This window comes from Pseudoalteromonas 'SMAR', from assembly GCF_048515945.1.
GTDB lineage: Bacteria > Pseudomonadota > Gammaproteobacteria > Enterobacterales > Alteromonadaceae > Pseudoalteromonas.
In genome coordinates this window covers 52,737-72,488 of sequence record NZ_JBLWMW010000019.1, presented here as the reverse complement: position 1 = coordinate 72,488, position 19,752 = coordinate 52,737, and the positions used below count along the sequence as shown (strand labels likewise).

Sequence of the window (19,752 nt, the reverse complement as noted above, 5' to 3'; positions counted from 1 at the left end):
AGCAAGTCCGGAACGACGACCTGGTGTAGGCGCGATTTTATATCGCGATAAAAAGATATCGATGTCGGTGCAATGGTTTTATATGGATTACGGAGCAAGTCCGGAACGACGACCTGGTGTAGGCGCGATTTTATATCGCGATAAAAAGGTATCGATGTCGGTGCAATGGTTTTATATGTATTCCGGATCAAGTCCGGAATGACGACCTGGTGTAGGCGCGATTTTAAATCGCGATTATTTTTTAAATAATATGGAAAGAGCTGTGCTCAAGAACAATAAAATAACACTATTTGCACTCTTAACCGTTTTAAGCCTTGGCAGTGGTGCGCTGCAAGCAAGACACGAAGTCGAAATTGATGGCTTAGTGATGGATCAGTCCATCAGTCGCTTTGGCCATCAATTTTACTTTCAATTTTCACAGCTGTGGCGTGATGTACCAGACACCGCAGGCGTCAACGTCACCATCAAAGAAACGGTGTTGCCACGAGCTGGAACGCGATTAGAAGTGGTAATGAACGACAAAACCGTTTATGCCACAGCCATGGGCAGACGCGGTGGTTCGGTCGATGAGCGAGTGGAAACGGCCATATTTGCCATTATGGATGCCATGGCAAGACAACACTATCAACAAGGCTCCAAAGATTTAGCTAGTAGCGGGTGGTAACCATGACAACAAAAATAATCAGCAGCCTCGTTGCGTTAAGCTGCTTTTCTGCGGCGGCAACAGAAATTGTATATAAACCCATTAACCCCTCATTTGGTGGCAATCCACTCAATGCCAATATGTTGTTAAGCAAGGCACAAGCGCAAAACAAGCACCGTGCGCCAATCATAGAGAAAACCTATGGCGAAAAATTCCAAGAATCGTTAGAGCGAACGTATTTAAACCGTATGGTGAGGGAGATCACCGATGTTGCCTTTGGCGATGACGTGGAAAATAGCGTGTTTAACCAAGACGCCATGTTTATGAGTGGCGACTATCAAATTCAGGTGATCACTAGCACATCTGACTCGATCACGGTAAAGATCACCAATATTATTTCCGGTGAAGAGACCATTCTTGAAGTGCCGAGGTTCTCTTGATGTGGCGTGTAGTGTTGCCGGCATTGTCTCTTGTGCTTGGCGGTTGTAGTAATATTTCTCGTGTCTTACCTCCCGAACAAACCACAGCCGTAGCGCTGGCAGCGACCCCAGCCTTTGCCGAGCTAAAATCACTGCCAATACCGAAGGGTCGGATCCCGGTGTCGGTGTATTCTTTTCGTGACCAAACTGGGCAATATAAGCCACAAGAAAATGTCAGCTCCTTTTCAACGGCTGTAACCCAAGGCGCCAACTCCATATTGATGCAAGCGTTGCATGAAACCGATTGGTTTCTACCAGTTGAGCGCGAAGGACTACAAAACCTTCTTACCGAGCGAAAAATCATCCGTGCTGCGGTCGAGGATAAGCAGGCTGCTCCTTTACCACCGCTGATGACAGCAAAAATCATTTTGGAAGGCGGCATTATTAGTTACGATTCCAATGTCCGTACCGGTGGTTTAGGGATGGAATACTTTGGTATTGGTGCCTCTGAGTTGTATCGCGAAGACGTCATTTCTATCTATATGCGGGCCGTGGATGTCCGCACCGGCCAAGTGCTGCTTTCGGTGGCCAGCAGCAAAAAAGTGCTTTCAATGGAAGTGCGTGCGGGGTTATTTCGTTATGTCAGCTATAAACGCCTAGCTGAAGCTGAAGGCGGGTATAGTGACAACGAACCCATGCACATTTGTGTCACTCAAGCCATTGAGAAAGCCCTAACCTTAATGGTGAAGCAGGGAATTGATAAAGGCATCTGGGCCGCTGCGGGGTAGCCTACCCTATTGACTCTGTATCCAACTTGGAGTGGCGACTTTTCTAGAGGTGTTTTTAAATCGCGATTGTTTTTATGAGTTTATATCGCGAGAGTGAGCATGATTATGGCTTGGGGTTTAGGCATCACGAGGGAGGCCTTTTTCAATAATTCGGATCAGTCTGGCTTCTTTGCGCTTTGCTACCTGCAGCTTTTGTTGCTGTTGCTGCAGTGCCCAATCAATATGCTCTTGCACCAAAGGTGAAACTTGCGGGCGCTTTTCTTCTAATGCGGCTATCACTCCATCACTGTAAGGGGCATTGCCGAGTCCCACGGCAAGGTTTCGTAGCCAGCGCTCATGGCCAATGCGGCGAATTGGGCTGCCTTCGGTGTTTTTTAAGAAGGTGGCTTCATCCCAGGCGAACAAAGTGAGTAGCTCTTGGTCTTTTAGTTGGCTGCGGGGGTGAAAATCCGCCTCATCGGTAATTTTACCAAAGCGGTTCCAAGGACACACCAGCTGGCAATCATCACAACCATAAATGCGGTTGCCAATGGCGCTGCGAAATTCTTCGGGGATGGCTCCTTGTAATTCAATGGTAAGGTAAGAAATGCAGCGCCGAGCATCGACAACATAGGGTTCCACAATAGCGCCAGTAGGGCACAGCGTCATGCAAGCGGTGCAGCGACCACAGCCCTCTTCGCTGGTGGGGTTATCCACGGGAAGGGGAATATCAACAAACAGCTCTCCTAAGAAAAACCACGAGCCGGCTTGTTTGTGCAGTACTAGGCTATTTTTACCTCGCCAGCCCAGCCCCGCTTTTTCGGCAATTTGCCGCTCCAACACCGGCGCGGAGTCAACAAAGGGCCGAAACCCAAGTCCAGCCACGTGCTGTTCAATCTTTTGCCCCAGCTTCTTAAGTCGATTGCGCATGACTTTGTGGTAATCGCGGCCTAAGGCATAACGAGAAATATAGGCTGTGCTTTTATTACTAAGGGCGCGAGCAAAACTGGCTTCAGGGGGCAAGTAATTCATCTTCACCGCAATGACCCGTTGCGTGCCGGGCACCAGCTCTGCCGGACGAGCTCGCTTCATACCATGGGCAGCCATATACTCCATTTCACCGTGAAAGCCAGCATCGAGCCAGCGCTGCAGCTGCACTTCATGTTCACTTAAGTCAATGTCGGTGATCCCCACTTCGGCAAAGCCAAGTTCTTGGCCCCATTGCTTAATTTGTTTTGCAAGTTCACTATAATTAATACTATTGCTGGTCACAGGAAGAAATCATGGCTGTTGAATACACCGATAATTTACCACAATTCGCCTATAGCGCCCAACAGGTTCAGAAAAATGAAGGGCAAGCGGCGCAAATGTCGGGAACCACCCTGAGTGAATTGATGCAGCGAGCGGGCCAGGCCGCTTTTCGCTTTATCCAAGACCATCAAGCACCGCAAAGTCGTATTTTGATCCTCACAGGAAAAGGCAATAATGCCGGTGATGGCTTTGTGGTGGCGCGCTTATGTCAGCAAGCGGGATTTAACGTCACGGTGTGGGCGCTGTTTGACCCCGAGCAATTACAAGGGGATGCGCAAAAGGCGTATCAGGCTTTTAAAGGAGAGGTGGTCACTAATGACAACGCCTTGGCGTTAGGTGATTTTAACTTAATTGTTGATGCTGTGTTTGGCACCGGCTTCAGAGGCGAACTGCCCGCCAATGTCGCCGCTTGTTTTGCAAAAGTAAATCCTTTGGCATGCGAAAGGTTAGCGCTGGATGTTCCTAGCGGCGTCAATGCCACTAGCGCGACTGTGGCAGCATCGAGCTTTGTTGCCAGCGCCACGGTGACTTTTATTGCGCTAAAAAAAGGCTTATTAACGGGCAGTGCTAAGCGCTGTGTTGGCAGGCTGTATCATGCAGGTTTAGAAGTCAGCGAGAGCTTTAAGGCGCTGGTTGAGCCCGAAGTGAGCTTTTTAAATCATACCACCTTAATGGCGGCACGGCCCGTCCGCGCTCTGGATAGCTACAAAAATAGCCATGGTCATGTGCTGCTGATTGGCGGTAATCGTGGTATGCCTGGTGCGATCCGCCTCGCTGCAGAGGCGGCGCTGCGCTCTGGTGCGGGCTTGGTATCGGTGGCCACGCATCCAGATAACGTAGCCACGGTGATCCAAGGGCGCTATGAGTTAATGGTCCATGGCGTTAGTAATACCGCATCCCTAGAGCCTTTGTTAGCCAAGGCCACTGTGGTGGTGCTAGGACCTGGATTGGGCCAAGATTCATGGAGCCAAGCGTTATTTACTCAAGTACTGGAAAGCGACTTACCCATGGTGATTGATGCCGATGGCTTAAACCTATTGGCTGAGCACACGGCCCGCAAAACCAATTGGGTATTAACGCCGCACCTTGGCGAAGCAAAACGCTTAATTGCCAATACCGAAGACGCCATCGACGAGCAGAACCGCTTCCAATTGGCAGCCGCCATCAGTGCTCAATACAATGCGGTGAGTGTGCTCAAAGGGCCAGGCTCGCTAATTTGTCAGCAAAGTAGAGTGAATATTAACCGCTCAGGCTGTGCAGCAATGGCCAGTGCTGGGATGGGCGATGTGTTATCTGGTATTATTGGCAGTTTAATGGCGCAGGGGATGGAACCATTTGCCGCTACTAACCTAGCCGTGTATATTCATGGTTTAGCCGCTGAGCTGGCCGCGCGTGATGGCGAAAAGGGACTATTAGCCGGTGATTTATTCGAACACATTCGAGGTATTTTAGAATGACAGAGAGTCATTTACGATTCGACTTGGCTGATGAGACAGCAACAGTGGCAATGGGTGGAGCGCTGGCACAGGTGATCCGCGAGGGCGCTGTGTTATTTCTGCATGGCGACTTAGGCGCAGGTAAAACCACGTTAACACGAGGGGTGATCCAAAAATTGGGTCATTCAGGTAAGGTAAAAAGTCCCACTTATACCCTAGTTGAACCTTATGAACTGGCTGATGTCTCAATATATCATTTTGATTTATATCGCCTTGGTTCACCTGAAGAGCTAGAATTTATGGGGATCCGAGACTACTTTGATAGCCGCGCTGTGTGCATTGTGGAATGGCCAGAAAAAGGCCAGGGCTTTATTCCTGAGCCCGATTTAGACGTCACCATGAACTATGTTGGTGAAGCACGTGAAATCCATTTACAGGCGCGTTCCAAGCGTGGCGAGGCATTATTACAACAATTACAAGCTTATGCGTAACCTGCTGAGATACTTTTATTGCTTACTAACCATTGGGCTGTTACTGCTTAGTAGCCCTAGTATTGCCCAAAATAAAATAGAAGGTGTGCGTGTTTGGCCTTCGCCGGAAAGCACCCGTGTGGTGTTCGACATGAGCGGCAAGCCAGACTACAGCTATTTTGTCTTGAAAAATCCACTGCGCTTGGTGATTGATATCAACAACACGCAACAGCGCAAAGCTTTTCCAAGTATCCCGCCGGAACACAAGGTCATTAATAAAATTCGTCACAGTACCCCCAAGGCGAGTAATTCGGCGCGGATTGTTATCGAACTGAGCCGCAGCGCCAAACCAAAAATATTTGCCTTAGCGCCCACTGGCCCCTACAAAAACCGTTTGGTGGTCGACTTGTATGGCAGCAAAATGAGCGCTTACAGCAGCGACAGCAATAAAACCCGAAAACCGCGAGTGCAAGACCGCGATATTATTGTCGCTATTGATGCCGGACACGGTGGTGAAGACCCCGGCTCAATTGGGCCGTCTGGGGTGTATGAGAAGCTGGTTACCTTACAAATTGCCAAGCGCTTAGCGCGCTTAGTCGACAGCCAGCCGGGTATGCGCGCGAAACTTATCCGCACCGGCGATTATTATCTTAAATTGAATACCCGAACCGCCAAAGCTCGGGAGCGTAAAGCAGACTTTTTTGTTTCTATTCATGCTGACGCCTTTACCAGTCCACAACCTCGCGGGGCATCGGTGTGGGTGTTATCACTGCGCCGCGCCAACTCCGAAATTGGTAAATGGTTAGAGGATAAAGAAAAGCATTCACAGCTGTTAGGCGGGGCCGCCGATTTAATTAAAGATACGGCCAATGAAAAATACTTAGCCAAGGCGCTGTTGGACATGTCGATGGAGCATTCCATGAAAACCGGCTTTGAAGTGGCGGAAGAGGTGGTGAAGGGCCTAAGAAAAGTCGCTAAAATGCATAAAAAGCGGCCGCAAGCAGCTAATTTTGGGGTGCTGAAGTCCCCTGACATTCCGTCAATATTGGTGGAAACCGGTTTTATTTCAAACCCACAAGAAGAAAAATTACTGACTTCGCCACATTATCAAGAACGTTTAGCCCGTGCTATTTTTGGCTCGATTAAAGGCTATTATGAAAAGCACCCGCCAGATAACTCGTTATTTGCGCGATTAAAATCAAATAAGCCGGTGCGTCATAAGGTCAAAAGTGGCGAGTCTTTGAGCGTGCTTGCCAGTCGCTATGGCATTACCGTGCGTGAGTTAAAACGAGCAAACAACTTAAAAAATAATACCCTGTATATCGGCCAAGTGTTAACCATCCCGAAAGCGTAATTTATGACTATAGCAGTGTTACCAGCGCGGCTGGCAAACCAAATAGCCGCCGGCGAGGTGGTAGAACGGCCAGCTTCGGTGGTCAAAGAGCTGGTGGAAAACAGCATTGATGCTGGCGCCAATCGCATTCACATCGACATTGAACGTGGCGGTCATAAGCTGATCCGCATTCGCGATAACGGCAAAGGCATTGTCAAAGAAGAGTTAATGCTGGCTCTGTCTCGTCATGCCACCAGTAAATTAAAAAGCCTCGATGATCTTGAGTGCATTGCTTCGCTTGGGTTTCGCGGGGAAGCGTTGGCGTCTATTAGCTCGGTGTCGAGACTGACACTAAGTTCAAAACCGGCGCAGCAAGAAACCGCCTGGCAGGCGTTTGCCGAAGGCCGCGATATGGAAGTGCAGATCCAGCCTACGGCCCACCCAGATGGCACCACCATCGAAGTCAAAGACTTGTTTTTCAATACCCCAGCAAGACGGAAATTCTTGCGCACCGAAAAAACCGAGTTTAGTCATATCGACGAGCTGGTAAAACGCATTGCTTTGAGCCGCTTTGATATTGCCATTACCCTTACCCACAATCAAAAAGTGGTGCGACAATATCGACCACGACGCTTTGAGCAGGGCGTAGAACGCGTGGCACAGGTGGGTGGTAAGGTGTTCTCACGCCAAGCCAGCTATGTTGAATCGGGCCATGATGGCTTAAAGTTGTTTGGCTGGGTGTTGCCCGCTGGTACCAGCAATAGCACCCAATACACTTACGTGAATGGCCGCATGATGCGCGACAAGTTGATTTTGCACGCCATTCGTCAAGCGTTTGAGGAGTCGACCGGGCACGAGGAATTGCCAGGGTTTGTGATTTATCTGGAGCTAGACCCGCGCCAAGTCGACGTCAATGTCCATCCTGCCAAACATGAAGTGCGTTTTCATCAGGCACGTTTGGTGCATGATTTTATTGTCCAAGCCATCAAGCAGGTGGCCGCCAACGAACTCGACTTAAGCGGCGACGATGACCAACGCGCTCTGTCTAATCAGAGCTTCTCTGGCCACGAGCTGGCTGCTGAGCCATTGCCTCAGCACGACCATCACAGTTATCGCTCCAGTTTACAGCCCAGTTATGAGAAGTCCAGCGGCAGTGGCGCGCCGAAAAGCAGTGCTGGCTCGCCAATTTCTGACGGTGGTTATCACCGCGCCGCTGCCAGCCCCAGCAGTGGCAAAAAACAAGTAAACGTGAATCAGCTTTATCAAGGTCTGTCACATCAGCAAATGTCACACTTTGATAAGGTGACAGAGCAGCAACCGGTGTCGTTGCCAGAGCAACCACCAGTAGCGCCGGCCAGTGCAGCAAAGTGGATGATGTTGAGCCAAGGCAAGGTGTTGGTAAAACATCAACAAGCACTGTTACTCGGTGATTGCAAACACGGTTTGCGGCCACTTTGGCAACAACAAATTGAACAAGATGGCACCTTACAAGGGAAAGCCTTACTGCTGCCAGTGCGAGTTAAACTCGATAAGCAGGCGTTAACTGAACTTAATCAGGCACAAACTTGGCTGGCAATTGTTGGCTTTGATATCGAGCTATTTGATGGCCATGTGTTAGTTAAAAAGTTGCCGGTGTCGTTATACAGCGTCGATGTGAGTGAGCTTATCAGTGCGGTACTCGACTTTAGCGCTGAGCCTTCGGTTGCTGAATGGTTACAGTGGCTGGAGCAGCATACCCCGGCGAGCTATTTTGCTAGTCAACACTTTGAGCAAGTACACCATAAACTGTTGCAGCAGCCACAAAGCGTTGCTGCGATTATTGAGAATGGCAAAACAGTGGCGACTGATGAGCTTGTTGCCTGGTTAGTAGGGCAGTAAATCCGCTGATTTGGCTATTAATTACAGGTGACTATCAGCTATAATGTCCCTTTGGTGTCGTCAGCAAAAAGGTTAGAAGTGAATCAGTTACCCGTTATTACCATTATGGGGCCCACCGCGGCAGGAAAGACCGCCTTAGCCATTGAGCTATGTCAGGCCCTGAAGACCGAGATCATCAGCGTAGACTCGGCCTTAGTGTATAAGGGCATGGATATTGGCACCGCAAAACCTAGCATTGCAGAGCAAGCACAAGCGCCTCATCACCTAATTGATATAATTGACCCGGCGCAAAGCTATTCCGTGGCCGACTTTCGTGCCGATGCCATTACATTAATCGACCGCTTTCATCAGCAAGGTAAAGTGCCCATCCTAGTGGGCGGCACTATGATGTATTTTAAAGGGTTAATAGAAGGGCTATCGCCACTGCCAGAAGCTGATGCTGCAATCAGAAAACAATTAGAAAGCGAGGCCTTGCAGCACGGTTGGCCAGCACTGCATCGCCAGTTAGCGAGCATCGACCCGGAAGCGGCGGCGAAAATTAGCGAGAATGACTCACAGCGGATCAATCGCGCATTAGAAGTGTATCGTATTAGTGGCGAAACCATGACGGCGCTACAACAACGCAAGCAGGCGGCATTGCCCTATCAATTCCACCAATTTGCCATTGCGCCGAGTGACCGAAAAGTCTTACATGAACGTATTGAGAAAAGATTTAAAATAATGTTGGATCAAGGCTTTAAAAACGAAGTTTTGGCCTTATATCAACGACAAGATTTACACCCAGACTTGCCCTCTATTCGTTGTGTTGGGTATCGGCAAATGTGGGAGTATTTGGCTGGAGAATGCGACTATGATGAAATGGTCTTTAAAGGCATTGCAGCCACGAGGCAACTGGCGAAGCGGCAGTTAACTTGGCTAAGAGGGTGGCAAGATGTTACTTGGCTTGACACCGATGACCAAGAAAACTTGCAACGTGTTCTAACTTCGCTAAGCTAATAGTAGTTGTTAATCAGTATGTTCTGAATTAAACAACGACCTGACATAATAACACCTAAAACGAAGGATAAAAAAATGGCAAAAGGCCAATCTTTACAAGACCCATTTTTGAATGTCTTGCGTCGTGAACGCATTCCTGTTTCTATTTTTTTAGTGAACGGCATTAAATTGCAAGGCAAAATTCAGTCATTTGACCAGTTTGTAATTTTGCTTGAAAACACCGTAAATCAAATGGTGTATAAACACGCCATCTCCACTGTGGTACCAGCACGTGCAGTTAACTTCCAAAATGCAACGGGGAGTGACGCTGGTGATCAAGGTGATGAAGGCAATTATTAATCAGAGAACATTAGGAGCTTAATGCTTGTTTGACCGTTATGAAGCCGGCGAACAGGCAGTCTTGGTTCATATAGAATTTCCTCACGAAGGCGATCGCGAAGATCTGCGCGAGTTGGAAATGCTAGTTTCTTCTGCTGGTGTTAGTAGTGTGGCGGTTGTGCAAGGCAGCCGTCAGGCACCACATCCGAAGTTGTTTGTCGGAACGGGTAAAGCTGAAGAAATTGCTGAGACTGTCAAAACCCACAATGCAGATGTCATCATATTTAACCACCAACTCAGTCCCTCACAAGAGCGCAATATTGAACGCGTTTGTAAGTGCAGAGTGTTAGATAGGACAACTCTGATCTTAGATATTTTTGCCCAGCGCGCGCGAACCCACGAGGGTAAGTTACAAGTTGAGCTGGCACAATTGCGTCATATTTCTACCCGTTTGATCCGCGGCTGGACGCACCTTGAGCGGCAAAAAGGCGGTATTGGCCTGCGCGGCCCAGGTGAAACGCAGCTGGAAACTGACCGCCGCTTGCTCCGTGAACGTATTAAAAGTATTCGCAAGCGTTTAGAGAAAGTCGGCGTGGTGCGTGAGCAAGGGCGTCGGGCAAGAAGCCGCAATGAAATACCCACGGTTTCCTTAGTCGGTTACACCAACGCGGGTAAATCAACATTGTTTAATAAAATCACCGATGCCGAAGTGTATGCTGCCGATCAGCTGTTTGCCACGCTCGATCCTACTTTGAGAAAGCTTGAGGTGGATGACGTTGGCCCAGTTATTTTAGCGGATACCGTGGGCTTTATTCGTCACTTGCCGCACGATTTAGTGGCGGCGTTTAAGGCCACCTTAACCGAAACCCGAGAAGCAGATTTACAGCTTCATGTGGTGGACGTAGCCGATGCCAGACGCAAAGAAAACATCGAGCAAGTGCAGTCGGTGTTAGAAGAAATCGAGGCCAGTGAGATTCCACAATTGTTGGTGTACAACAAAATTGATCTAATGGACGATGTCGCGCCTAGAATAGATAGAGACGATGAAGGCAAACCGATCCGAGTTTGGTTAAGTGCCCACTCAGGAGAGGGGATAGACGCGCTATTCGAGGCAATGAAAGACTTACTAGCAAAGTCTATTTTTACCGCCGATATCGCTTTGCCACCGCAGTTTGGCCGCTTGCGTGCAGCATTGTTTGAGCTCAATGCCGTAGAGGAAAAGGGCTATGACGAACAAGGTAATTGGCTTGCTGCAGTAAGAGTGCCACAAATTGAGTGGGAAAAGCTGAAGAAAGAATTTGGCCAAAACCTTGAAGAGTTTTGTGTTTAAGGGCGAAAAAACGTAAATTTAACACGTATTTTTGTATGAGAGTCGCTCGAATTTTGTTAGATTTAACCTAATTCATTTTAATAACAATGGAGTATAGCTATGGCCTGGAACGAGCCGGGTAATAATGGCAACGATAAAGATCCGTGGAAGAACCGCGGAGGGCGGGACCAGGGCCCACCTGATCTAGACGAAGTATTCCGTAAATTTGGCAACAAGTTTGGTGGTATTTTTGGTGGTAAACCAGGCAAAGGCGGTAATGGCGGACTTGGCAGTACCGGTATTTTGTTTGTGCTTATCATTGCAGCCATTGTCTGGGCGCTAAGTGGTATTTACACGGTGAAAGAAGCCGAGCGTGGCATTGTGTTGCAGTTTGGTGAGTTTGACCGTATTGCTGAGCCAGGCTTGCGTTGGAAAGCCACCTTTATTGAGCGGGTGATCCCGGTGGATATTGAGGCAGTGCGTTCGCTATCGGCGTCGGGCTTTATGCTTACAGAAGATGAGAACGTGGTCAGCGTAGAGTTTGAAGTGCAATATCGTGTTATTGACCCAAGACTTTATCGCTTCAGTGTTACCGATGCAGATCACAGCTTGCAGCAAGCACTTGATAGTGCTTTGCGTTACGTAGTAGGTCACTCGCGGATGGACGAAGTGCTCACCACAGGTCGTGAAGTGGTTCGTCAGCGTACTTGGGATGAGCTTAATGACATTATTGAGCCTTACAATCTTGGTCTGATCGTTACTGACGTCAACTTTAAAGACTCTCGTCCACCGGCGGAAGTAAAAGACGCCTTTGATGACGCCATTGCTGCGCAAGAGGATGAAGAGCGTTTCATTCGTGAAGCGGAAGCATACGCCAGAGAAATCGAACCACGTGCCCGTGGTCAGGTGACTCGTATGACTCAAGAAGCAGAAGGTTATAAAGAACGTATTATTCTTGAAGCGCGCGGTGAGGTAGAACGTTTTGAAAAGCTACTTCCAGAGTATCAAATGGCTAAGGAAGTCACTCGTGAGCGTCTATACATTGATGCCATGGAGCAAATTTTAGGTGAGAGTACCAAAGTGCTCATTGACGTTGATGGTGGCAATAACATGATGTATCTGCCACTGGATAAAATCATGCAGTCACAAGGGGTAAGTAATTCTTCTCCAGTGCGTTTGCCAAGTCAAAATGACATTGAACAGCTGCGCCGTTCTATCCAGAATAACCAGCAACAAAACAGCTCGGTAAACTCTGGTAACGACCGCTTTAACCGCGATAGATTTGGTAACGGGAGATAATCGAAATGAAGAATTTTAGTATTATTCTATTATTAGCTGCCGTGCTTATGTCGTTCTCATCAGTATTTGTGGTTAACGAAGGGCAGCGCGCGATTGTATTGCTCTTTAGTAAGGTGCAAAAAGACAGCAACGACGATGCCGTTGTTTACGCGCCGGGATTGCATTTTAAAGTGCCATTTTTCAGTCAGGTACGTAAAATCGATGCCCGTATTCAAACGCTTGATGGCCAGCCTGACCGTTTCGTTACCAGTGAGAAAAAAGACTTGATAGTGGACTCCTACGTGAAGTGGCGAGTAAACGACTTCAGTGCTTTTTATCTTCGTGCCCGTGGTGACAAGCAATACGCTGAGACGCTGTTAAAGCAAAAAGTGAATAACGGCCTAAGAACTAACTTTGGTTCGCGTACCATTAAAGAAATTGTTTCAGGTGAGCGTAGTGAGCTGATGGAAGAAGCGCTAGTGCAAGCTTCTGAGAGTGCCACAGAGCTGGGTATTGAAGTACTTGATGTTCGTGTTAAGCAGATTAACCTGCCAAACGAAGTCAGTAACTCAATTTTCCAACGTATGCGTGCTGAGCGTCAGGCGGTAGCGAAAGAGCACCGTTCTGAGGGTCAAGAGAAAGCCGAGAAAATCCGCGCGGAAGTAGATAGACGTGTCACGGTTATGTTGGCCGATGCTGAGCGTAATGCCCGTGCAGTGCGTGGTCAAGGTGATGCCACTGCGGCGAATATCTACGCCAAAGCATACAATAAAGATCCTGAGTTCTTTAGCTTTGTACGTTCTTTAGAAGCGTATAAAAAGACCTTTAAAAACAAAAATGACGTTATGGTGCTATCACCGGATAGCAAGTTCTTTGATTACATGAAGAACGCCAGCGCCAAATAACGTGTTTTAATCTTAGTTAGTTTGCAAAACCCTGCCAGCGGCAGGGTTTTTTTATGGCAATTTGCTTTATTAAGTGGCTCGTTAGAGGCAAGAGAACTATGTCGATAACACCGCTCCCACGTTCTGCTATCACTAAGCTTACCGGCACCCATCCAGGCAAGATAAAAACCTCTCAATCGCTTTGGTCTAAATAAGAAACCTTTAACATAGCTAGCTTCGCGGAAAGCTTACTCGCTCAAACTGCGGAAGTATTAATGTGAATTGCTAAAACCCAATAGTGAATATCATGATGAAAAGAGAGCTCAGTGATTGGCAAAGTGCGTTAAGGTGCCAGCCCATTTAACGCCAAGCCAGCATTAGTATTTCTCTTAATCGAGCATAAAAAAAGCGGCCCAAGGGCCGCAGTTAGGAAGTAAACGTCTGTTATTCAATAAGCTTAAAATACGTATTTCACCGAGAGCTGTAGTCGGTTTAAATCTCCCTCTAGGCCACTTTCGGTTTCTCGAGTACCCACTTTGTATTCCGCGCCAAAGGTAAGCTTCTTCACTGGTGAATAAAGAAGGTTAGCACTGTAGCTCATGCTCGACTCTGTTGGGTCGCCAGTGATACTTAATAAATCGGCCTCGTTGTCGGCACTAAAGAAAGAATATAAGAAGGTCGAGCGTAGCTGCTCAGTCCAGTGGTGTTGATAAGCAACAAAACCTGAGGTGGAATCAATGGCATGCAGTGAGTTGCCATCATACACGGCGCCATTAGCGACATTAAGACCAACATAACGGCCTAAACCTTGACCTTGCGTCAGCATAAACTTGAGGTTATTTTTACCGAAATTAACTCGACCCGAGGCGCTTATGCCCAGTGAGCTTTCTGACTCATCGGCGCCGCCAACTTTATAGGTAACTTGCCGTGCTAAAGCGGCCACGGCAATATGACCCCAATCCGCTTTCATGGTGTAGCGGGCGGTGAAATCCGGCATGCTGGCATCATCGGTTACTACACGGCCACTGTTTGCGGTGGTCACGGTGCTCTCAGGGTTTTCGACTGAAAAAGACCAATTGCCAGTGGTGTACTTAGCCATTGCTTGACGGACGAACACAGTGCCTTCAGCCGGGCCAACAAAGTCGAGTGTTTCAGGCAGGGCACTGACGTTTTGAAAGTTTGACCAAGCTTGACCAAACAGCCAACCCTTATAGGTCACAAACGCCTGGCGAATACGTGGCGAATAGGAGTTAGTCACTCGCTCATTACCGCCGGTTGAAGCAATAAAGTCCAGTTCAATTTTAGTTTTGATGCTGCTGCCATCGTCTAGCTTGGTTGCGGTGGCTAGGTTAAAGCGAGATTGGCGAGCATGCATGTCAAATACAGCATCGCTGTCGCTATTGGTGCCCACTGGGGTGGTCCCAGGCACATAAAAGTCGCGGCCAATGTGTTGTGCACCTAAAGCGCCATCAGAAAAGTCGCTCCAAATGCCATCGAGTTTTACATACCCGCCGTAGTTAACGCTGGTATCACCTATCTCTGCTGCCGCGGCAGGTAGAGCACACAAACTACTTATAGCAACTGCGAGCAGCTTTTTATTAATTTTGTTCGTTGTCATATCTAGTTCCTCTGTGGCTGTGCGGCGAGAGCTAAAATCTTACCCATGCAGCAGCGCAATTCAGTTAAATCCCCCTAACTGTTGTTGATGGTTGGTTTTTACTCAATTACCTATTGGTCTATTAGACTAAGGTGGAAGATGCCGCGTGCGAGTCGAGAAGTTGCAGTGACAGGGGGCATGTATTAATTTAGAACCAGCTAGCTGGTGTCTGAAAAACGCATCAGACTTTAACCACTACAACTAAGGTCTAATACTTAATCGCGCGAGTGTGAGTGATCCTTAAGTTAAGCGTGTCTAGTAATAACGGTTGAGACTAGGCTTCAAAATATTATGGAGATGACTATGTCACAGAGCATTTATCCCGTTCCTGATAACATCAAGAACGCAGCACTTATCAATGACGAGCAATATCAAGAACTATATAAAAAGTCAGTTGATGACCCCGCCGCGTTTTGGCAAGAGCACGGTCAACGTTTAGATTGGTTTAAGCCTTACAGCAAAGTTAAAAACACCTCGTTTGATAAAGGTCATATCAGCATCAAGTGGTTTGAAGACGGTGTCTTAAATGCCTCTTATAACTGTATTGACAGACACTTAGAAAAAAACGCTAACAAAACCGCACTGATTTGGGAAGGCGACAACCCAGAGCAGAGCGAGCACATTAGCTATCAACAGTTGCACGACGAAGTAGCGAAATTCGCCAATGGCTTGAAAAAGTTAGGAGTCGAGAAGGGCGACAGAGTGGCTATTTATATGCCGATGACCCCACAGGCGATTTATGCCATGCAAGCGTGTGCCCGTATTGGTGCGGTGCATTCAGTGGTGTTTGGCGGTTTCTCGCCCTCGGCCATTGCTGACCGCATCAAAGACTCTGGTGCCAAAGTGGTGATCACCTCAGATGAAGGGCGCCGCGGTGGTAATTGTGTGCCACTAAAAGCCAACGTGGATGAAGCCGTGTCACAGCCTGGCGTGACTAGTATTGAGCACGTGGTGGTACACCAGCTTACCGGTGGTGAAGTGGAATGGAATAGTCACGATGTTTGGTGGCACGACTTAGTGGCCGATCAAGCGCCAGAGTGCGAGCCAGAAATGATGAACGCTGAAGATCCGCTGTTTATTCTTTATACATCAGGGTCAACGGGTCAGCCTAAAGGGGTGGTACACAGCACTGGCGGCTACTTGGTTTATACTTCCATGACGCATGAATACGTGTTTGATCTACAAGAGGACGACGTCTATTGGTGTAGCGCTGATGTAGGCTGGATCACCGGTCACAGCTACATTGCTTATGGTCCACTGGTTAACGGCTGTACTCAGGTGATTTTTGAAGGGGTGCCAACCTATCCAGGCGCCGGCCGCATTGGTGAAATCGTGGATAAGCATAACGTGACTATCTTATACACGGCTCCGACCGCCATTCGTGCCCTGATGGCCAAAGGCGATGAGCCAACTGCCACCTCTAAGCGTGATAGCTTACGTATTTTGGGCTCTGTGGGCGAGCCTATCAACCCAGAAGCCTGGTCTTGGTATCATGAGCAAATTGGTAACAGTAACTGCCCCATCGTGGATACTTGGTGGCAAACCGAAACCGGTGGCATCATGATCACGCCATTACCGGGGGCAACCGCCTTGAAGCCTGGCTCAGCAACTCGTCCTTTCTTTGGCATTGCACCGGCATTATTTGATGCTGAGGGCAACAACCTTGAGGGCGCGGTCGATGGTAACTTGGTTATCTTAGACAGCTGGCCATCACAAGCGCGTACGGTTTATGGTGACCATGAACGCTTTGAACAAACCTATTTCTCTGCTTATCCAGGCGTTTACTTTACTGGTGACGGTTGTCGTCGTGACGAAGACGGTTACTACTGGATCACCGGCCGAGTGGATGATGTACTCAATGTTTCTGGGCACCGTCTCGGTACCGCTGAAATCGAAAGTGCCTTGGTGGCTCATGAAGCCGTGGCAGAAGCCGCTGTGGTGGGCTTCCCGCACGATATTAAAGGCCAAGGTATTTATGTTTATATCACGCCAAACGAAGGCGTTAGTGTCAGCGATGAGCTTACCAAAGAAGTCAGAAACTGGGTGCGTAAAGAGCTTAGCCCGATTGCCACGCCCGATATGATCCAGTGGTCGCCTGGGCTGCCAAAAACTCGCTCTGGCAAGATCATGCGCCGCATTTTACGCAAAATTGCCGCCAATGAATATCAACAGTTGGGCGACACTTCAACACTAGCCGATCCGAGTGTGGTTGACGAGTTGATCGAAAATAGATTGAATCGTTAACTCAATAACTTGAATTGTGCTCTAATATAAACATACTATAACGGCTGTTATCTCTGTGATAACAGCCGATTTTTTAGGAGCATAGCATGTATCAGTTTTTAATCGCGGATGATCACCCGCTGTTTCGAGAAGCGCTAAAAGGAGCACTAAAAGCGCAATTCGAGGCGTTAGAGGTGTTCGAATCTGAAAACTTTGACACTACGCTCTCGGTCTTACAACAACAAGAAGATTTAGACTTACTGCTGCTCGATTTACATATGCCAGGTAATGGCGATTTGTATGGGCTTATTCGGATCCGTGAGGATCATCCTAGTCTCCCTGTTGTGGTGGTATCGGGTAGCGAAGACCTCGCCATTATTTCCAAAGTGATGGGCTATGGTGCCATGGGCTTTATTCCCAAAGCCGCCTCAGTAGAGCAAATCACCGAAGCCATTGAGCAAGTGCTAGAAGGGGATACCTGGTTACCGGAAGGCATGAAAGATAAAGTGGCCGAACTTGAGAGCGATGACAAAGAGCTGGCCCAGCAGGTGGCTTCATTGACGCCACAGCAATACAAGGTATTGCAGTATCTTCATGAAGGCTTGCTCAATAAACAGATAGCCTATGAGCTCAATATTTCGGAAGCCACGGTAAAAGCACATATTACCGCCATTTTCAGAAAGCTTGGGGTCTATAACCGTACTCAAGCGGTACTTATTGCTTCAAAACTACAACTAGAACCCATCGAAGCACAAGAGTAACTAAGCTAAGCGGTGCGCTTTCTTACCCAAAGTAAGAAAGCGTGAAACTAGCTTAGTGCCTTAAACGCCTGACTGAGCCCTTCCACCGTCAGCGGATACATGCGCTTGGCCATTAGCTCATCGATTAAACCTATAGAATGATAATAAGGCCAATGGCTTTGTGGCTGCGGATTTAACCAAGCGACTTTTTCAAAGTGATTGGTTAACCGTTGCAGCCAAGCGGCACCGGCTTCTTCATTCCAATGCTCAACACTGCCGCCGGGGTAGGTGATTTCGTATGGCCCCATAGTGGCATCGCCAACAAAGATTAAGCGGTAATCCGAACCATAGCGATTAATCAGCTGGTAGGTATCAAGTAGCTCACTGTCGCGGCGGTTGTTGTCTTGCCACACGTGTTCATACACACAGTTATGAAAATAAAAGAACTCTAAGTGTTTAAACTCGCTGTGGGCGGCACTAAACAGTTGCTCACACAGCTCAATATGGTCGTCCATGGAGCCGCCAATATCGAACAGCATTAACACTTTCACCGAGTTGTGACGCTCTGGTGCCATTTTGACATCGAGCATGCCCCCTTGGCGGGCGGTGGCACGAATGGTTTCGTTGAGGTCGAGCTGATCGCTGGCGCCACTGCGGGCAAACTTACGTAGCTGTTTGAGTGCCAGCTTAATATTGCGACTACTGATATCAGTATTGGCGTCTAAGTTGCGGTACTGGCGTTTATCCCACACCTTTACCGCGCGGCGATGTCGACTGCCATCTTGGCCTATGCGGATCCCCTCAGGGTTATAGCCGTAGGCACCAAAAGGCGAAGTGCCGCCAGTACCAACCCACTTATTGCCCCCCGCATGGCGTTTTTGCTGCTCAGCCAAACGTTCTTTTAGGGTTTCGATTAATTTATCTAAGCCGCCCATAGACTTGAGCTTGGCTTTTTCTTCCTCGGATAGCGACTTTTCAAACTCTTTGCGTAACCAATCTGCTGGCAGTTGCTGTTGTTGCAACTGAGAGAATAAGTCCACCGAGTCGATGCCCTCGAAGTAGTCGGCAAAGGCGCGGTCAAACTTATCAAATAAGGTTTCGTCTTTAACAAAAATGGTTTTGGCTAAAAAGTAGAAGTCATCTAAGTTAGCAAAACACACTTCTTTATCGAGCGCCTCTAAACAGTCTAGCAGCTCCCGCAAGCTCGCTTTGATGCCATAGCGTCTGAGGGTGAGTACAAAGTCTATCAGCATATTAACGACGACTCATAAAGGCGAGCTTTTCTACTAAAGAGACGTCTTGCTCGTTTTTAAGTAGCGCGCCAAACAGTGGCATTAAGCCGCCTTGATTGGACTTATCGTGTAGTGTATCGGCGTCAATGTCTTCTGCCATCAGCAGTTTTAACCAGTCTAACAGCTCGCTGGTGCTGGGCTTTTTCTTTAAATTAGGGGTTTCTCGTAGCTGGAAAAAGCTCTCTAAGGCACGCTGCACTAAATTGGCCTTAATGCCGGGGTAGTGAACGTCGATAATTTGCTGCATTTCTGCTTTGCTGGGGAAGTCGATGTAGTGGAAAAAACAGCGGCGTAAGAAAGCATCGGGTAATTCTTTTTCGTTATTAGAGGTAATGATGACGATAGGACGCACCTTGGCCTTTACCTGTTCATTGGTTTCATAGACATGAAATTCCATTTTATCGAGCTCCAACAGTAAGTCATTAGGGAACTCAATATCGGCCTTGTCTATTTCGTCAATCAGCAGTACCGGGCGCTTTTCGGCGCTAAACGCTTGCCACAATTTGCCTTTAATAATGTAATTACTAACATCATTCACTCGCGGGTCGCCAAGTTGGCTATCTCGTAAGCGTGACACCGCATCGTACTCATACAAGCCTTGTTGTGCTTTGGTGGTCGACTTGATATGCCATTGGATAAGCTCAGTGTCTAAACTGCGCGCTAATTCCTCTGCCAGTAGTGTTTTACCAGTCCCCGGCTCACCTTTAATCAACAGTGGTTTTTCTAACACGATGGCGGCGTTAACCGCTTGTTGCAGTGCCGCGGTGGCGATGTATTGATCAGTACCTTTAAACATGC

At 48.1% G+C, this 19,752-nt stretch carries 19 protein-coding genes; 15 read left to right on the top strand and 4 right to left on the bottom strand.

Features of this window, described 5'->3' with window-relative positions; genetic code table 11:
- The 4 genes from ACNKW2_RS09945 to ACNKW2_RS09930 form a co-directional block, all read left to right on the top strand.
- A partial coding sequence (locus tag ACNKW2_RS09945) for a hypothetical protein (RefSeq protein WP_419148418.1) occupies nt 1–202 on the top strand: 202 nt, incomplete at its 5' end.
- Between the two features lie 60 nt (nt 203–262).
- Nucleotides 263–664: a CsgE family curli-type amyloid fiber assembly protein gene (locus tag ACNKW2_RS09940; RefSeq protein WP_419148417.1), complete on the top strand. Its 402-nt coding sequence runs from the start codon at nt 263–265 to the stop codon at nt 662–664.
- A gap of 2 nt (nt 665–666) precedes the next feature.
- Nucleotides 667–1,083, top strand: a complete 417-nt coding sequence (locus ACNKW2_RS09935; RefSeq protein WP_419148416.1) for a curli assembly protein CsgF — start codon at nt 667–669, stop codon at nt 1,081–1,083.
- Nucleotides 1,083–1,850, top strand: coding sequence for a CsgG/HfaB family protein (locus ACNKW2_RS09930; RefSeq protein WP_419148415.1), 768 nt, complete (start codon nt 1,083–1,085; stop codon nt 1,848–1,850). The genes ACNKW2_RS09935 and ACNKW2_RS09930 overlap by 1 nt, the downstream gene beginning before the upstream one ends.
- A 117-nt stretch (nt 1,851–1,967) precedes the next feature.
- On the opposite strand, the gene queG is transcribed toward ACNKW2_RS09930, so the two are convergent.
- Nucleotides 1,968–3,101: a tRNA epoxyqueuosine(34) reductase QueG gene (gene queG, locus ACNKW2_RS09925; RefSeq protein ID WP_419148414.1), complete on the bottom strand. Its 1,134-nt coding sequence runs from the start codon at nt 3,099–3,101 to the stop codon at nt 1,968–1,970.
- Nucleotides 3,102–3,112: 11 nt separating this feature from the next.
- Between queG and ACNKW2_RS09920 the strand changes: the two genes are divergently transcribed.
- The 9 genes from ACNKW2_RS09920 to hflC all read left to right on the top strand — a co-directional run bounded on the left by ACNKW2_RS09920 (nt 3,113) and on the right by hflC (nt 13,063).
- Complete coding sequence (locus ACNKW2_RS09920; RefSeq protein ID WP_419148413.1) at nt 3,113–4,597, top strand: NAD(P)H-hydrate dehydratase; 1,485 nt, start codon at nt 3,113–3,115, stop codon at nt 4,595–4,597.
- The gene (gene tsaE, locus ACNKW2_RS09915; protein WP_419148412.1) at nt 4,594–5,067 is read left to right on the top strand and encodes a tRNA (adenosine(37)-N6)-threonylcarbamoyltransferase complex ATPase subunit type 1 TsaE; all 474 of its coding nucleotides are present in this window, start codon (nt 4,594–4,596) and stop codon (nt 5,065–5,067) included. Before ACNKW2_RS09920 ends, tsaE begins: the two co-directional genes overlap by 4 nt.
- Complete coding sequence (locus tag ACNKW2_RS09910) at nt 5,060–6,400, top strand: N-acetylmuramoyl-L-alanine amidase (protein WP_336567424.1); 1,341 nt, start codon at nt 5,060–5,062, stop codon at nt 6,398–6,400. The genes tsaE and ACNKW2_RS09910 overlap by 8 nt, the downstream gene beginning before the upstream one ends.
- Before the next feature lie 3 nt (nt 6,401–6,403).
- A complete protein-coding gene (mutL, locus tag ACNKW2_RS09905; RefSeq protein ID WP_419148411.1) occupies nt 6,404–8,257 on the top strand; it encodes a DNA mismatch repair endonuclease MutL in 1,854 nt (617 codons plus the stop codon).
- A 105-nt stretch (nt 8,258–8,362) separates the two neighbouring features.
- The gene (gene miaA / locus ACNKW2_RS09900; RefSeq protein ID WP_419148421.1) at nt 8,363–9,253 is read left to right on the top strand and encodes a tRNA (adenosine(37)-N6)-dimethylallyltransferase MiaA; all 891 of its coding nucleotides are present in this window, start codon (nt 8,363–8,365) and stop codon (nt 9,251–9,253) included.
- A gap of 75 nt (nt 9,254–9,328) precedes the next feature.
- Complete coding sequence (gene hfq / locus ACNKW2_RS09895) at nt 9,329–9,592, top strand: RNA chaperone Hfq (protein WP_336567422.1); 264 nt, start codon at nt 9,329–9,331, stop codon at nt 9,590–9,592.
- A 25-nt stretch (nt 9,593–9,617) separates the two neighbouring features.
- Complete coding sequence (hflX, locus tag ACNKW2_RS09890; protein ID WP_419148410.1) at nt 9,618–10,901, top strand: ribosome rescue GTPase HflX; 1,284 nt, start codon at nt 9,618–9,620, stop codon at nt 10,899–10,901.
- A 99-nt stretch (nt 10,902–11,000) separates the two neighbouring features.
- Nucleotides 11,001–12,179 carry an FtsH protease activity modulator HflK gene (gene hflK, locus ACNKW2_RS09885; RefSeq protein ID WP_419148409.1) on the top strand — a complete coding sequence of 393 codons (1,179 nt, stop codon included), beginning with the start codon at nt 11,001–11,003 and terminating at the stop codon, nt 12,177–12,179.
- Nucleotides 12,180–12,184: 5 nt separating this feature from the next.
- The gene (hflC, locus tag ACNKW2_RS09880) at nt 12,185–13,063 is read left to right on the top strand and encodes a protease modulator HflC (protein WP_419148408.1); all 879 of its coding nucleotides are present in this window, start codon (nt 12,185–12,187) and stop codon (nt 13,061–13,063) included.
- A gap of 436 nt (nt 13,064–13,499) precedes the next feature.
- Here the strand turns inward: hflC and ACNKW2_RS09875 are convergent, their stop codons facing one another.
- Nucleotides 13,500–14,660: a DcaP family trimeric outer membrane transporter gene (locus ACNKW2_RS09875; protein ID WP_419148407.1), complete on the bottom strand. Its 1,161-nt coding sequence runs from the start codon at nt 14,658–14,660 to the stop codon at nt 13,500–13,502.
- 342 nt (nt 14,661–15,002) lie between these two features.
- Here ACNKW2_RS09875 and acs point away from each other — a divergent pair, with 342 nt between their 5' ends.
- Both acs and ACNKW2_RS09865 read left to right on the top strand, forming a co-directional pair.
- On the top strand, nt 15,003–16,943 hold the full coding sequence (gene acs, locus ACNKW2_RS09870) for an acetate--CoA ligase (RefSeq protein ID WP_419148406.1): 1,941 nt from the start codon (nt 15,003–15,005) through the stop codon (nt 16,941–16,943).
- An 86-nt stretch (nt 16,944–17,029) separates the two neighbouring features.
- Complete coding sequence (locus ACNKW2_RS09865; protein ID WP_419148405.1) at nt 17,030–17,683, top strand: LuxR C-terminal-related transcriptional regulator; 654 nt, start codon at nt 17,030–17,032, stop codon at nt 17,681–17,683.
- Between the two features lie 47 nt (nt 17,684–17,730).
- On the opposite strand, the gene ACNKW2_RS09860 is transcribed toward ACNKW2_RS09865, so the two are convergent.
- Nucleotides 17,731–18,915 carry a vWA domain-containing protein gene (locus ACNKW2_RS09860; protein ID WP_419148404.1) on the bottom strand — a complete coding sequence of 395 codons (1,185 nt, stop codon included), beginning with the start codon at nt 18,913–18,915 and terminating at the stop codon, nt 17,731–17,733.
- A gap of 1 nt (nt 18,916) precedes the next feature.
- Nucleotides 18,917–19,750, bottom strand: coding sequence for an AAA family ATPase (locus ACNKW2_RS09855; protein ID WP_419148403.1), 834 nt, complete (start codon nt 19,748–19,750; stop codon nt 18,917–18,919).
- Nucleotides 19,751–19,752: the final 2 nt, after the last annotated feature.